We start from the raw sequence: 13932 nt of genomic DNA, 5'->3' as shown, positions 1-13932 counted from the left end.
TACAGACTACAGCTATACGTGGCAAGCCTTCCTTTTCACTGTTTTTAACTGTACAGAATACAGCTATCACCGAATTTTCACTTCAAACCGAACAAAGAGTCCTCCCGCAGCGGCAACTGCGTGGAGGACTTTTGATTTTCAACCTCACTTTAACCGAAGCCACAGAATGCTGAAATGCAGAGTTTGCAGTACAGCGTCAGATTTAGACTAGTGGAGGGGGCTCTATAATGCCTGAAGGAGTACAGGAGTGGAGGCCCCCCTTCACGTGCCATTCCCAGATGAAGAGGGGAGTTGTTCATTCGGGCGTTTGGCAAGGCGTAACGGACTGAGGCGCACGTATTCCGGATGAAAGACACCCCTTGGGCAATGGAACGGACCCCACGGAGCGTATTCTTGGAATTTCTACGCTTAAACCTCTTGTAGAGAGACGATAAGGTCCACTCCGTCCGTTAAACTGCAAAACGTGGTGTTTTCCGGGGAATAAAGTCTCTCAGGTCCGTTAGGAGCAAACTCGGCCGGGCGGTGTAGTTCCTAGTTTAAAAGGAGCTGAAAACTGGTGCGAATGGCAAGCTCCCATGAAATCCACAGGTCCTTCGCACTTCAGAATTTGTCGAAACCTTATGTAACTGTAAGTGTTTATAAGAAGTCAATGATTGATGTATACTTTTTCTTGTAATACATAAGGGGAATAGTACGGATTCATACGGAACAAGCACTATAGAGTGCGTAGATTGATCGGCACAGACGATGTGTTTGGGCTTCCAAGTCGCACTCCGTATAGAGTGCATGGATAAAGAATCACAGCGTTGAAAAGCAGAAGAAAAGAGGCACAGCCATGCATCTCGAATTGAACGGAAGTGAATATAAGGTATCCTCCGGCGGATTGACGATTGAACTGCTGCCCAAGGAGTTTGCGCTTCTGCAGTTTCTCTACCGGAACCGGGGGCGGACCTTCAGCCGCGAGCAGCTGCTCGATAAAGTGTGGCCTATGGAGTATCCGGTGGAGCGGACGGTTGACGATCATATCTACCGGCTGCGCAAGAAGCTGCGCCAACTGGGCGGGATCGACATTAAGACGATTCGCGGATTCGGCTATAGTCTGGCTATCCCCGGCAGTCTTGAAGGGGTGGCGATGAATCCGGCAACGAATGACCCGGAGCTGCGCAATACGATGCGTGAGGTGTTCATGAAGTTCCATGTCTACGGTCAGGGGCAATCCATGCTCACCCTTGCCCGCCAGCAGGACATCCTCGGCTACGAGCTGGACCCGCATTATTCCATGGTCGTTCATTTCGTGCAGGGAGATTTGGACTGGCTGATCCATACCGATGAGGTTCCGCTGAAGGACCGGCTTTTTTATCTCAATCTGTTCTACTTCTTCATTGGCGAACCCGGCGTGAAGGTAGAATATGCCGAGCGGCTGATCAAGAAGAAACTGCTGAATGAACCGGAACAGCTGGAGCTGGAGATACTGACCATGCTGGATCTCTATACCCTGGCAGGTCAGCCGGAAAAAGCGCTGGAACGCCTTAAGCGTTCCTATCAGGTAATCTCTGAACCCGGCTTCGAGAACTTCGTTCCGGTTACGGTGATTACCGAGCTGTTCATTCATCTCGTAGCGGGCGCCGGTGATGTGGAGCTGGAACGGATGGATGAAGCCGCCAGCCGGATTCTCCAGGACAAGCCTTTTTTGAGGGAGATTGGCGGGTACAAAGTAGTGAAAGGGCTCTGGAAGCTGCGCCGTGCACAGTGGGCGGAGGGGGAGAAGCTGATCCATGAGGGATTGCAGGTGCTGGAGATGTCAGGCTTCATCCCGCTGCGGCTCTATGCGCTGTACCGGACTCATCATTTTTGCCGCATGTTCCTGACCGGGAGCGCCTTGGACCGCAAGTATGAGCGCCTGTTCACAGCGGAGCTTGAAGCCTGTGGTCTGACAAGGCTGGAGCAGTCCCTCGAAGACCTGCTGCTGCGGCTGCTGGAGGCCCCATGATTATTCTCTGACAATTCTCCGTTACCTTAAGATCATAGATGGATCACCATCTACGATTACAAGGAACCTGGAGGAATGTCAGATGGAGCTCTCAACCAAGCAAGGAACCAGCTTGCTTCATAACAAAACGTATATGCGGGTGTACAGCGCTTTTGCCACGGCAAGCTTTGGCGACTGGTTCGATACACTCGCCATTCAGGTGCTGGTCGGCTACCGCTGGCAGGCCGGACCGCTGATGCTGTCACTCATTCCGGTAGCGCTGGCGCTGCCGAGCATTCTGCTCGGCTCGGTTGCCGGAGTAGCCGCTGACCGGCTGAACAAGCTGAAGCTGATGCGTGTCTGCGATCTGCTGACGGCGCTGCTGACGGTGCTGGTGTTATTCGCACCGAGTATGGCCTGGCTGCTGCCGCTGCTGGCGGTGCGTTCGGCGCTATCCACGCTGAACATGCCTGCCCAGCAGTCTTTGACCCGCAGCCTGGTCAGGGAGGATCAGCTGCTGCAAGCCTCATCGCTCAACGGGCTCGTCAACCAGGGCTCCAAAATCGCCGGCCCGCTGCTCGGAGGTCTGGCCCTGGCCTTCCTTACGCCGCAATGGTGCATCCTGCTCAATGCTTTGCTGCGCGGCTGCTCTTATCTGCTGCTGCTATCGGTGAAGAACATCCCTGCGGAAGAAGAGGACAGTAAGCAGCGTGAAGCCCGCCAGGAGGAGGCCATCCCGCTTCATCTGATGTGGAGGGAGGGCTGGAGCTTCATGCTGCGCAGCCGCTTGCTGCTGAATACGATGTTGTTCGGGCTGGCCGGAGCGCTGGTGATTCAGGTGGTCGACTTTCAATTCACCAGCCTGTTCCGGGTGTTCGCACCGGAGCGGGAATCGCTGCTCGGCTGGATGGTAGCGGCTTCAGGAATCGGAGCGGTGATGATTATTCTGGTCCTGAACAAGCTGCAATCGGCTATAGGGTATGGCTGGCGGCTCGGCAGCGGATATGTCCTGATTGGCGGGTCTGTTGCTGCACTTGGGCTGCTTCAGCCGGGGGCTTCCATTCTCTGGGTGCTGCTGATCGGATTTGTGCTGGGGATCGGCAACGGGGTGTTCATGATTACTTTCAATTATTGTCTGCAAAAAGAAACCCCGCCGCACATGACCGGCCGCATCTTCGGCATCCAGAACACCATACTCAGCACAGTACTCATTGTTGCGCCCTTGCTGGGCGGTATGCTTGTGCAGTATGCAGGTCCTGGCCGGATTTTTGTCAACATTGGTCTGCTGCTGCTGCTTCTGGGTCTGACCGGGGTGCTGTTCGGGCGGCAGCTCTGGCCTGTGGCGAGGAGTGCAGTGGAAGGCGTACAGTCTGTAGTGAAGGCCAACTAGGGAGAGAGGCGGGCAGCTCCGAGTCCAGATTAAGCTGCCCGCACTACATACTCAGGAGGAAGCTATGATAACTTATATTTACTTGGTGAGGCACGGGGATTCATTGAATGAATAATGTCTGTAGCCGAACCTAAATTCCATAGAAGCACCTTGTATTCGCCGTCAATATGGCCTTGGCCTCGGGAATGGAGTAGCCATGCAGGGTGCCCCAGGCGGCGGCAACGTCATGTACCATTGCCGGATGGGTGGCGCGCCCGGTGAACGGCCCTTCAAACGGCCAGGGGCCGTCCGTTTCGGCCATGACTAGCTCCGGCGGGTAGCGGCGGGCAAGGTCTTGAATCTCTTGCTCATAGAGGATGTCAGGAGTGAAGGAGATATAATAGCCGCAACTGATCATACGCTGGACAGTAGCCTCAGGACCCTTGAACCAATGGAAATGGGCTTGTGTAATGTTATGCCGCTCCAGCAAATCGCATACGGTCCAGGCATCTTCATAGACAGCATGAAGCACAACCGGCTTGCCAACCTGTGCGGCCAAGCCAAGTAGCCTGTCGAGAAGCTCTATGTAGGGCCCCATATCCCAAGCTTCGCCTCGGGCTGCAGCCTCGGCCCGGGAATAGTAGGGAAGCCCGATTTCACCTATGGCAGCCATGTCCCCGGCATGAGCTGTAATCCAGTCCAGCAGCGCTGTCAGCTCCTCTGCCTCAGGCAGCGTCTGTTCAGGATGGAAGCCATAAGCAGGCTTCACCAAGCCGGGATAACGGGCGGCAATCTCCCGCGTACGCCTGCTGGAAGCAAGGTTCATCGAGACGGCTATCAGGGACTCGATGCCCTGCTGGGGCAGGCCCGCCAGGAGGGAGGACCGTTCGTTATCCTCATATTGTTCGAGATGAATATGGGCATCAATCATAGGTAAGCGGCTCCTTCCGCAGCGGATTATTTCTCAACGAATGCTTCAGTGGTATCATGCGGCTCAAAAGTAATGGAGCCAGACTCCATCCCCGTTAGTCCTGCTTTGTATTCCAGTCTCAGTGTTCCCATGCTCTCGCTCATGCCTAGCATCAGGCTGGTATCGGCGAGCAGCTTGTTTTTCTCCACCGTGTAATAGGTGACCGCACCAATCGCCGCTGTTTTGCCAAAATATTTCAGCCCGTCCTCCGCACGGTCCGGAATTCTCATCGTCACCTTGGAGGGCGTGGGTCCTTTGAGATCGAGCTTCAGCAGGACATCGTTCTGATCTATGGAAATACTGGAGGATACAGCGGCGGCTGCTGCTTTGTCCGCAGCAGGCACGGAGAGTTCCTTCCACTGCTCCGGCTTAACGACATGAACCTCCTGCGCGACCACTGAGGTTCCGGTGCCGAGTGTGAATACAACCGTTGCCTCCGGTTTGCCGTCAGCATCTATATCAGCGTAGAAAAGCTGGGGCGGATGTGAGTAATCCCGGGGTACGTTCCAGTTGAAGCGTTGCTTGCGGCCGTTCACTTCAAGGATGAATCCTTTGTAGGTATTGCCGTCCTTCAGCGCGGCGTACAGCTTCACCTTGGCATTATTGTCTGCGACAGCAAGGGGGGCTGCGGGGACCCTGACAGTTGTGCTGACATCGCCCGGTGTAACGGTAACCCGGCTTCCTCCCGTCTTCAGCTCCGTGACCGCTCCCGTAAGGGAGTCCAAGCTAGCTGCCGCGATATAGACCCGGCCGGCCTTCAACAGGACTGGGGCGTCCAGCTCTTCATTATAACCTCCGTCCGTTTGCGTATAACTTACCTGCATGGAAGCGCTGCCCGGTGTAAGAACAGTTTTGTCCCAGGAGGTCGAAAGCGTAAGCTGCTTGCGGCTGTTATTCCATTGCAGTTGTACAGGGAAGTACTCCAGCAGAGCACGGGCCGGAATATATAATACTCCATTGGACCGAAAGGGAGGAGCTTGGGGAAGGACGGCTTGTCCGTCTACAACAAGGGATAGGGGGGCAGGGGCAGAATGGGCAATATTTATGGATGATACTGCCGCATGGCCTGCGAAGAGCAGGGCGATGGCGGAAGCAGCAATTAATTTTTTCATAAGATAACCTCCGGAGTCTGGAAATTCCAATCCATTATATTATAAATGAAAAACTCCGCTTGCGGGTCACGTTCTGATAACAAAGATAAGACAAGCCTGTTACGGACCTGTTCTAGGCACATAGCCTATCACCGGACTTCAACAAAGATGCGCTCTCCGCTCCAGTCCATGCTGCACTGTGCCAGCTCCCCTGCAATTCGCCATATCCTTATAGAATACTTGCAGGAGGGTATATAAATGGATCAATTGGAAGCGATCGTGCAGCATATAGAAGCAGAACGGATCAGATTGAATCAGCTGGAAGAGCAGTACGGCCGGCTGCATCCCAGCGTCATCAGACAGTCCAGAATCCTGGATGAGCTGATTAATGAATATCACAAGGCAGACCCTTCCGGCAAAAACCGGGATTCCAGGATGGAATAGCGGTCAGGCTTCAATCCCCTCAAATGCGAGTAACACCAGGGATCTGACAGAGGCTTCACTCAGTTCATCCCCGGTCAACAGCAGCCGGTAAAAAATAGGGCCATAGATCAAGTCGATACAACTCCCAATATCAAGTTCCTGCTTCAATTCCCCCTTGGCAATACCCCGTTCAAGCAGCTTCCAGGCTTCCTGGCGGCGCGGGCCGAAGTATCTGCTCCGGTAAGCGTCGGCTAGTCCCGCATCGAATTGCCCTTCACCAATCAGCTCCGTAATGACTTTGCCTTCCCTGCTGGTCAGGAACTGGGCAAGGGTCCCTGCATGAATCAGTATATCCTCCTTCACGGAGCCGGTGTCCGGTAAGGGCAGTCTGGCAGACGCGGCAAAAAGATATCCATCCATCACGACAGCAGCTTTATTGGGCCACCATTTATAGATCGTTGCTTTACTGACCTGGGCCTGCTCCGCAATTTTCTCCACGGTAACTGCACCGAATCCCATCTCCAGCAATAAATCATATGAAGCATTTAGAATAGCGTTCTTCGCCTCGGTATTGCGCGGGCGGCCTCTCTTCTTATCCATTGCGATTCCTCCTATAATAGAGCTTGACCAACTATAACTGGAGTATAACATAAAATTGCCTATTTACAATACTGAACGTATAGTATATTATTTGGTCATGGTAATTATTGAACTGAACGTTCAGTATTTAAATTTGAAAGGTGGAATTCATAATGAAACAACAAACAGCGTCTCCTGTGATTCAAAAAGCGGTTCCCGGCTGGATCACTTTTCTGCTGGCCGTCTCCTGCGGACTGATTGTGGCGAATCTCTATTATGCGCAAACACTGGTCGGACCAATCGGGCAGGCGATTCATCTGTCGGCCGGGGCGACGGGGCTGATCGTTACGCTGACACAAATCGGTTACGTGGCCGGGCTGCTGTTCATTGTCCCGCTGAGTGATATTATCGAGAACCGGCGGCTCGCCGTGACGTCACTTGTATTGGTGGTAGCCGCACTGGCCCTGGCGGTCCTGGCGCCGAATGCTCCGCTGTTCCTTGCAGCCTCCCTGCTGATCGGGCTGGGTTCCGTAGCAGCGCAGATCCTGGTTCCATATGCTTCCTATCTGGCGACTGAGGAAGCTCGCGGCCGGGTGGTCGGCAACGTAATGAGCGGATTGTTGCTGGGAATTATGTTTGCCCGTCCGGTAGCCAGCTTCATGGCCGGACTGTGGGGCTGGAAATCTATATTTATGGTCTCTGCTGTAGTAACTGCATTGCTGACGCTTCTCCTGTCCCGTATTCTGCCGGTCCGCAAGCCGGTTCCTACCTTGAATTACGGGCAACTGATCCGTTCCCTGGGCACACTGTTCATGCATACCCCGGTTCTGCGGCGCCGGGCATTATACCAGGCCAGCTTATTCGGAGCCTTCAGCCTGTTCTGGACAACGGTTCCCCTTCACTTGGCCAGCTATTATCACCTGTCCCAGCAAGGAATTGCCCTGTTTGCTCTGGCCGGAGTAGGTGGAGCGGTAGCCGCGCCCATTGCGGGCCGCTTGGCCGACAAGGGCTGGACCAGACTGCTGACCGGTCTTGGCATTTCACTGGCGGCGGTCTCCTTCATTCTGGCCTATCTGCTGCGGGACTCCTCCAATCTTACACTCGGTCTGCTGGTGCTTACGGCCATTCTGCTCGATATGAGTGTGTCCGGTAATCTGGTTCTGGGGCAGCGGGCAATTTATTCACTAGGCAATGAGACCCGGGGGCGGCTGAACGGATTGTTTATGGCGATCTTTTTTGTAGGCGGGGCTGTCGGCTCCTCGCTGGGCGGCTGGGCCTATGCTTATGGCGGCTGGAATCTGACCACCTTAATCGGGCTGGCGCTTCCGGCGCTGGCACTGGTGTACTTCTTGACGGAGAAGAAGGAGCTATAAACGGCATAGCGGGTAATTCCAGATCAGAATAGAGTAGGCAGAGGACTCCGGTTCTCTGTAACACCAGACTGCAGCCCGAGAGGGAATGCGGCTCTGGTGTTTTTTTGCCTGAAAATCCGCCCGGGAAGAAATACTTCTCTTCAAGCTTGTCATGCCCGTCTGCATATTGGGGCCAAGTCCCTCATAGACATGTACTAATCAATGCATTCAAAACAGGTTAAGGGGATGATGTCATGCGCCGGATAACATGGGTACTCGCGATCATTATGAGCGTGGCCTTAGTATTGACGGGGTGCGGGAAGAAGGATGCCGCCTCTGTGGTCAAGGATCTGAACAATGTGTCTGACAAGCTGGAGAGCAAGCAGGGAGCTTATCAGGGCTCAGGCACAATGACCTTGTACACCGGGGAGCAGCCGCAGGAATACAAGGTGGAGGTATGGTACAAGAATCCTTCGTACTACCGGATCAGCCTGTCGAATGTCCAGAAGGATGTGAAGCAGATTGTGCTGCGCAATGATGAGGGCGTATTCGTTCTGACCCCAAGCCTTGGCAAAAGCTTCCGCTTCCAGAGCGACTGGCCGGACAAACAAGGTCAGGTATACCTGTACCAGACGCTGCTCAAGGGTATTGTCTCCGACAACAACCGCCAGTTCGTGGAGGACGGGGATAATTATGTATTTGAGGTAGCCGCGAACTACCAGAGCAGCGCATTGGTCCGTCAGAAGATATGGCTGGCCAAAAAGACGTATGAGCCGAAGCAGGTTCAGGTCTCAGACTCTGAAGCCAAGGTTGTGGTGAACGTGAGCTTCGACAGCTTCAAGTTTGATCCGGAGTTCACCGCAGATTCTTTTGACATGCAAAAGAATATGGCGGCCGGCAGCCCTTCCGAGAACACGATGGCTGAAGTGGACATCAACGGCAACCCGGTGGTCCCTGCAGACGGTGAAGAGACCGGAGAACCGGTTACAGCAGATCAGGGCGACTTCGGCATCATTGAGCCGGATTATATCCCGGCCGGCGTGAAGCTGAAGGATACCAACAAAATTGAAGACAGCAAGGATCATGCGGTGCTGATTCGTTATGACGGGCTTTACCAGTATACGATTATGGAAGCCCGTCCGCTGGACCGTGCGGTATCACTGGCTCCAGGATCACTGATTGATCTCGGGTTCACGGTCGGCCTGCTTAGCGGGGATGAGCAGCAGACACTGACCTGGATGAGCGAGGGCGTGGAGTACCGGATTACAAGCGCAAATCTGCCAGTTACGGAAATGATGCAAATAGCCGCTTCTATGGAGGAACAATCGGGTAAATAAAGTTCAGTGGGCGGATACTGCGCAAGGTGGGAATCATTCCTCTACCCGCAGTGTCCGTTTTTTGCTACCTTTGCTCACATTGACAGCGGCCTTCCCGAGCATTACCATTGCAGTAAGACTTCTGATTCTGTGCGAAAAAAGCAGAGATGTTTTACTACAATGTAAGAAGGTGACCTGTAGTGGGGGCAAGCTATCGGCCGACAGTTGCCGAGATTAACCTGGATGACTTGCGTGCCAATTACGAGGCTTTCCGCGCGGCATTGCCGCAGGAGACCAAGTTCATGGGATGCGTCAAAGGAAATGCGTATGGACACGGAGCCGTGGAAGTAACGCGGGAGCTCCAGCGGCTTGGAGCGGATTATGTCAGTGTTGCCTTTTTGGATGAGGCATTGGAGCTGCGTCAGGCGGGAATACTACTTCCTATTCTGGTGCTGGGCTACACCTCACCGGAAGGAATAGCCGTTGCCTGGAAGAACAATGTTACCGTTACACTGTTCACACCGGAGGTACTGGAGGCGGTTAGAGCGCTTCCTGTAGACCCGGAGCACCGGCTGAAGGTACACATCAAGATTGACAGCGGAATGGGCAGGCTGGGATTATTGCCGGCGGATGCACCTGCATTCATCGCTGAAGTGCATTCTGTAGCACAGGCGGAGCTGGAGGGCATGTTTACCCATTTTGCCAGAGCAGACGAACGTGTCAAAAGCTATACACTCATGCAGTACCGACGATTCATGAACGTGGTGGAAGCGCTTCGGGACATGGACATTAAGATCCCGATCATACATACGGGCAATAGCGCTACGGCCATTGATACACCTCTCCTATCCATTAACATGGTGCGTGTAGGCATAAGCTTGTACGGATTCTACCCCTCGGCTGAGGTGAACCGTGAGCTGGTGGCTCTACACCCGGTAATGACGCTGAAGACGCAGGCTGTCTATATCAAGACCCTGCCGCCTGACTCAGGCATCAGCTACGGCACCCGGTACTTCACGGCAGGCGATGAGATCATCGCTACGCTCCCCGTGGGGTACGCTGACGGATATTCCCGCATGCTAACAGGCAAAGCGGAGGTGCTTATACGCGGACGCCGCGTTCCTGTCGTCGGAACCATCTGCATGGACCAGTGTATGGTATCACTCAAATCTTTCGCTGCAGAAGCGGAACAAATCCAAGCAGGCGAAGAGGTTGTACTCATCGGCCGCCAGGGAACCGAGTCGATCACGGCAGATGAACTGGCGCTCCATTTAGGGACGATTCACTACGAAGTTATCTGTATGCTGGCTCACCGGGTACCGCGCGTATATGTACGCAGCGGTACACCGCCTCATCTTGTGAATCCCTTGCTGCAGGCTTAAGCCCCTGACCAGATTACCCAGTAGAGGAATTGAATATAAGGAACGTACCGTATAGAGCATGTGACTTATAGTCTATACGAACCGCCATTTCTAGTTTATAATGGGATGCAGCATACTTGATATACTGGCGGCATATATTCCTTGTATAAAATTCCTTGTATATTGTAACACTGGAACACAAGGGCAGAAGGTTTGTGGGGGTGGAAGAGAAGGTGGCCAATTTGCAGAACACCAAAAGAATCATGATCAGCTTGCCCGATCATCTCTTGCAGGAAGTAGATGGGATCGTTCAATTGGAGAACTCTAACCGTAGTGAATTGATCAGGCAGGCCATGAAGCTGTATCTGAGCGACCGGAGGAAACGTACCATCCGTGAGTCCATGCAGCGTGGCTATATGGAAATGGCTAAGATTAATTTGACCATGGCATGCGAGGCCTTTCTCGCGGAGGAAGATGCAGACAGTACTCTTGGCCGCTTAGTAAGCGGGGTGTAAATATTGATTGTTAAACGCGGCGACGTTTTTTTTGCCGACCTTTCACCGGTTGTAGGTTCTGAGCAAGGTGGAGTAAGGCCGGTACTGGTCATTCAGAACGATATTGGCAATCGCTTCAGCCCGACTGTGATTGTGGCAGCTATCACCGCCCAGATCCAGAAGGCCAAACTGCCGACGCATGTAGAGATTGATGCGGCTGCACATGGCTTTGACCGGGATTCCGTGATCTTGCTGGAGCAGGTTCGGACAATTGACAAACAACGCTTGACCGATAAGATCACCCACCTGGACGATGAGACCATGAAGCTGGTGGATGATTCGCTGCAAATCAGCCTGGGGCTGATTGATTTCTGAACCCTCCGGGGATTGGATCGAACATCAATAATCGTAACAAAAGGCAGGCCGGATGAATCCCGGTGCTGCCTTTTTTAATAAGATAAGAATTTATATATTTTGGGCCCCCGCAAAGTACCTGAGTAAACATCGAAGCAAAGCCCCACTTTGTGGGGTTATTTAAAAAGATAAGAATTTATATGCTTCGCGCTATAATTATCCTTATCTTTCTCGCTGAAACGGTACCGTCCTTTAAAAAGGACGGCAATGCCGTTTCCACTTGCGTGTATGGATATACGTAAAGTGATAGACGGAATGATGGATAAACATCTGTTACGGGTGCTGCTGGGTATATTTCAGCCGGGGTTGTGTAAGGTTATATCTGCGTGATATAATTGGACCGATCGGTCGGTCTAGAGGAGGGGTAATGATCAGAGGACGTTCAGATGGAGAAGAAACCAAAAGCCGTATTCTGCACAATGCTTCCAGTCTATTCGCGCAAAAGGGCTACGGAGCAGTAAGCATGAATGAGGTCTGCCTGGCTGCGAAGGTCAGCAAGGGCAGTTTATATCACCATTTTCCCAGTAAGGATGAGTTGTTCCTGCATGTGGTGGAAGAGGATACACAGAAATGGATCTGTGAGTGGGAGGAGCTGAAGAGCAAGCTCAGCGGAACGGAAGCCCGCCTGTTCGCGCTGGGGGATCATTATGCGAATGATTTTCAGAATCCGCTGATTCACGCACTGGAGGAATACGCCAGATCCCGCACACTTCCGGACGATATCCGCCAGCGTCTCTCGCAGATCTATGAGTTGGTTGCACGGGTCTGCCGTGAGCTGCTGCAGGAGGGAATGGATTCCGGGTACCTGAACAACATGAATCTGGAGAGCTGTGTAATCACACTCAGCGGGATGCTAGAAGGAATCGGCCGGGTCAATGAGATTACAACCATCGCCAATACCCGTGAGGAGATCAGGGCATACTACCGTGCAGCCGTTCAGATCCTGCTGCAGGGGATACGCGCCGGGGAACGATAATCAACAGATACAGATAGATATAGATAGATGAATCTAGGAAATTCGGAGGGAATCACAATGTCATTACTGTTAAGGAACCGGGGAGCGATGCTGCTTCTCATGCTGAATATCTTTTTGGCGTTTACGGGGATCGGTCTGGTTGTCCCTATTATGCCTACCTATATGAACGAGCTGGGTATCGGCGGGAGTATGGTCGGGCTGCTGGTGGCCGCATTCTCGCTGACTCAGCTGCTGGTCTCGCCCTTCGCCGGAAGACTCTCGGACAAAATGGGCCGCAAAAAAATCATTGTCGGCGGTCTGGTGGTGTTTGCGTTCTCGGAGCTTCTGTTCGGTCTGGCTAACGCATCATGGGTGCTGTTCGTCTCGAGAATGCTTGGCGGGATCGGTGCAGCGATGATTATGCCTGCTGTTATGGCTTATGTGGCGGACACCACCTCCTCGGAGGAGCGGGCCAAAGGTATGGGCTTCATCAATGCGGCCATTACTACGGGCTTCATCATCGGGCCGGGAATCGGCGGCTATCTGGCCGAGCTGGGCATCCGTGTTCCATTCTTCGTTGCTGCGGGTGCTGCCGGGATTGTGGCCGTCATTACGTTAATCGTCCTGCCGGAATCGCGTTCGGCGGAGCTGCGTGAAGAAGCCAGAGACCAGAAGGGGAATAAGGATAATCTAATTCTCCAGCTTGTACGCTCTTATCGTGAGCCTTACTTTTTCGGACTTATTATTGTATTCGTACTGTCTTTCGGGCTGGCTAACTATGAAACGGTATTCGGACTGTTTGTGGATCATAAATTCGGGTTCACGCCCAAGGATATTGCGTTTGTCCTGACGTTTGGCTCGATTGCCGGGGCTGTGGTACAGGTTACCGCATTCAGCTGGATTCTGAACAAGTTCGGGGAGAGCCGGGTCATTTCCGCCTGTCTGCTGGTCTCGGGCCTGTCGATCCTGTTGACGCTGTTCGTGCATGGCTTCGTGGCGATTGTATCTGTGACCTTTGTTGTGTTCCTCGCCATGGATATCCTTCGCCCGGCTGTCGGGACACAACTGTCCAAGATGGCGGACGAGACGCAGCAGGGCCTTGTAATGGGAATGAATTCCGCGTATACCAGCCTTGGCAACATTGCCGGACCGATTGTAGCGGGCATCCTGTTCGATATGAATCTGAATTTCCCTTATGCGGCGGCTGCGCTGGTCATGTTCCTCAGCTTCCTGTTGTCAGTGAGCTATGGCAGACGGAGAAGAAGCAAGGGGATTCCGGTGGTACGGTAACATTGGAGAGGGATTCAGACCACTTTACATGCCAATAAGATAAAAATTCCTATAAAATAAGAATACGGCTATGTCATCCCGGAAGGGGCGGCGTAGCCGTATTTCGTATATAAACTTAAGGGTTGAAGATAGCTGGATTTCGGTCGAAGATAGCTGGATTTCTTCCACTTGCTGATGAACGATTGAATGCTGCTGGAACAGCGAGTGGATAAAAGGCATTTAATAATCTCTTTTCAGCCGAAATAGGGGAAACGCTCTATAGCAGATGTTGTTTATCCACTTGTTCAAGCATATTTCTCAGAAATCGGCGAATTAAGATACGTTTGTCCACTTGCCTGCTGCTGAATTC

Annotated in this window: 13 protein-coding genes; 10 read left to right on the top strand and 3 right to left on the bottom strand. The window is 52.9% G+C overall.

Features of this window, described 5'->3' with window-relative positions; all coding sequences use genetic code 11:
• Positions 1 to 835 precede the first annotated feature (835 nt).
• Positions 836 to 1990: a winged helix-turn-helix domain-containing protein gene (locus HQN87_RS32765; protein WP_173136432.1), complete on the top strand. Its 1155-nt coding sequence runs from the start codon at positions 836 to 838 to the stop codon at positions 1988 to 1990.
• A gap of 82 nt (positions 1991 to 2072) precedes the next feature.
• Positions 2073 to 3359 carry an MFS transporter gene (locus tag HQN87_RS18425; RefSeq protein ID WP_173136431.1) on the top strand — a complete coding sequence of 429 codons (1287 nt, stop codon included), beginning with the start codon at positions 2073 to 2075 and terminating at the stop codon, positions 3357 to 3359.
• A 130-nt stretch (positions 3360 to 3489) separates the two neighbouring features.
• On the opposite strand, the gene HQN87_RS18420 is transcribed toward HQN87_RS18425, so the two are convergent.
• Complete coding sequence (locus tag HQN87_RS18420) at positions 3490 to 4269, bottom strand: TatD family hydrolase (protein ID WP_173136430.1); 780 nt, start codon at positions 4267 to 4269, stop codon at positions 3490 to 3492.
• A gap of 26 nt (positions 4270 to 4295) precedes the next feature.
• A complete protein-coding gene (locus HQN87_RS18415; RefSeq protein WP_173136429.1) occupies positions 4296 to 5420 on the bottom strand; it encodes a stalk domain-containing protein in 1125 nt (374 codons plus the stop codon).
• A gap of 237 nt (positions 5421 to 5657) precedes the next feature.
• Between HQN87_RS18415 and HQN87_RS18410 the strand changes: the two genes are divergently transcribed.
• On the top strand, positions 5658 to 5843 hold the full coding sequence (locus tag HQN87_RS18410; RefSeq protein WP_173136428.1) for an aspartyl-phosphate phosphatase Spo0E family protein: 186 nt from the start codon (positions 5658 to 5660) through the stop codon (positions 5841 to 5843).
• 3 nt (positions 5844 to 5846) lie between these two features.
• Here the strand turns inward: HQN87_RS18410 and HQN87_RS18405 are convergent, their stop codons facing one another.
• Positions 5847 to 6422, bottom strand: a complete 576-nt coding sequence (locus tag HQN87_RS18405) for a TetR/AcrR family transcriptional regulator (RefSeq protein WP_173136427.1) — start codon at positions 6420 to 6422, stop codon at positions 5847 to 5849.
• A gap of 152 nt (positions 6423 to 6574) precedes the next feature.
• On the opposite strand from HQN87_RS18405, the gene HQN87_RS18400 reads away from it, so the two are divergent.
• The 7 genes from HQN87_RS18400 to HQN87_RS18370 all read left to right on the top strand — a co-directional run bounded on the left by HQN87_RS18400 (position 6575) and on the right by HQN87_RS18370 (position 13583).
• Entirely contained in the window at positions 6575 to 7774 is a 1200-nt protein-coding gene (locus tag HQN87_RS18400; RefSeq protein WP_173136425.1) for an MFS transporter, read from the top strand.
• 233 nt (positions 7775 to 8007) lie between these two features.
• Complete coding sequence (locus HQN87_RS18395; protein WP_173136423.1) at positions 8008 to 9090, top strand: LolA family protein; 1083 nt, start codon at positions 8008 to 8010, stop codon at positions 9088 to 9090.
• A gap of 179 nt (positions 9091 to 9269) precedes the next feature.
• Positions 9270 to 10451 (top strand): alanine racemase, encoded by a 1182-nt coding sequence (alr, locus tag HQN87_RS18390; RefSeq protein ID WP_173136421.1) that lies wholly within the window; start codon positions 9270 to 9272, stop codon positions 10449 to 10451.
• A 212-nt stretch (positions 10452 to 10663) separates the two neighbouring features.
• Positions 10664 to 10945, top strand: a complete 282-nt coding sequence (locus HQN87_RS18385; protein WP_036697455.1) for a CopG family ribbon-helix-helix protein — start codon at positions 10664 to 10666, stop codon at positions 10943 to 10945.
• Between the two features lie 3 nt (positions 10946 to 10948).
• Positions 10949 to 11299: a type II toxin-antitoxin system PemK/MazF family toxin gene (locus HQN87_RS18380; protein WP_019913013.1), complete on the top strand. Its 351-nt coding sequence runs from the start codon at positions 10949 to 10951 to the stop codon at positions 11297 to 11299.
• Positions 11300 to 11705: 406 nt separating this feature from the next.
• The gene (locus tag HQN87_RS18375) at positions 11706 to 12314 is read left to right on the top strand and encodes a TetR/AcrR family transcriptional regulator (protein ID WP_173136419.1); all 609 of its coding nucleotides are present in this window, start codon (positions 11706 to 11708) and stop codon (positions 12312 to 12314) included.
• Between the two features lie 57 nt (positions 12315 to 12371).
• Positions 12372 to 13583, top strand: coding sequence for an MFS transporter (locus tag HQN87_RS18370; RefSeq protein ID WP_173136417.1), 1212 nt, complete (start codon positions 12372 to 12374; stop codon positions 13581 to 13583).
• Positions 13584 to 13932: the final 349 nt, after the last annotated feature.

The sequence above is a fragment of the Paenibacillus tritici genome, from assembly GCF_013204885.1.
GTDB classification, from domain to species: domain Bacteria; phylum Bacillota; class Bacilli; order Paenibacillales; family Paenibacillaceae; genus Paenibacillus_AQ; species Paenibacillus_AQ tritici.
This window is presented reverse-complemented; position numbering and strand designations above follow the sequence as displayed.

Coding starts and splice junctions, on each gene's coding strand:
- HQN87_RS32765 (WP_173136432.1), top strand. CDS start 836: ATGCATCTCGAATTGAACGGAAGTGAATATAAGGTATCCTCCGGCGGA.
- HQN87_RS18425 (WP_173136431.1), top strand. CDS start 2,073: ATGGAGCTCTCAACCAAGCAAGGAACCAGCTTGCTTCATAACAAAACG.
- HQN87_RS18420 (WP_173136430.1), bottom strand. CDS start 4,269: ATGATTGATGCCCATATTCATCTCGAACAATATGAGGATAACGAACGG.
- HQN87_RS18415 (WP_173136429.1), bottom strand. CDS start 5,420: ATGAAAAAATTAATTGCTGCTTCCGCCATCGCCCTGCTCTTCGCAGGC.
- HQN87_RS18410 (WP_173136428.1), top strand. CDS start 5,658: ATGGATCAATTGGAAGCGATCGTGCAGCATATAGAAGCAGAACGGATC.
- HQN87_RS18405 (WP_173136427.1), bottom strand. CDS start 6,422: ATGGATAAGAAGAGAGGCCGCCCGCGCAATACCGAGGCGAAGAACGCT.
- HQN87_RS18400 (WP_173136425.1), top strand. CDS start 6,575: ATGAAACAACAAACAGCGTCTCCTGTGATTCAAAAAGCGGTTCCCGGC.
- HQN87_RS18395 (WP_173136423.1), top strand. CDS start 8,008: ATGCGCCGGATAACATGGGTACTCGCGATCATTATGAGCGTGGCCTTA.
- HQN87_RS18375 (WP_173136419.1), top strand. CDS start 11,706: ATGATCAGAGGACGTTCAGATGGAGAAGAAACCAAAAGCCGTATTCTG.
- HQN87_RS18370 (WP_173136417.1), top strand. CDS start 12,372: ATGTCATTACTGTTAAGGAACCGGGGAGCGATGCTGCTTCTCATGCTG.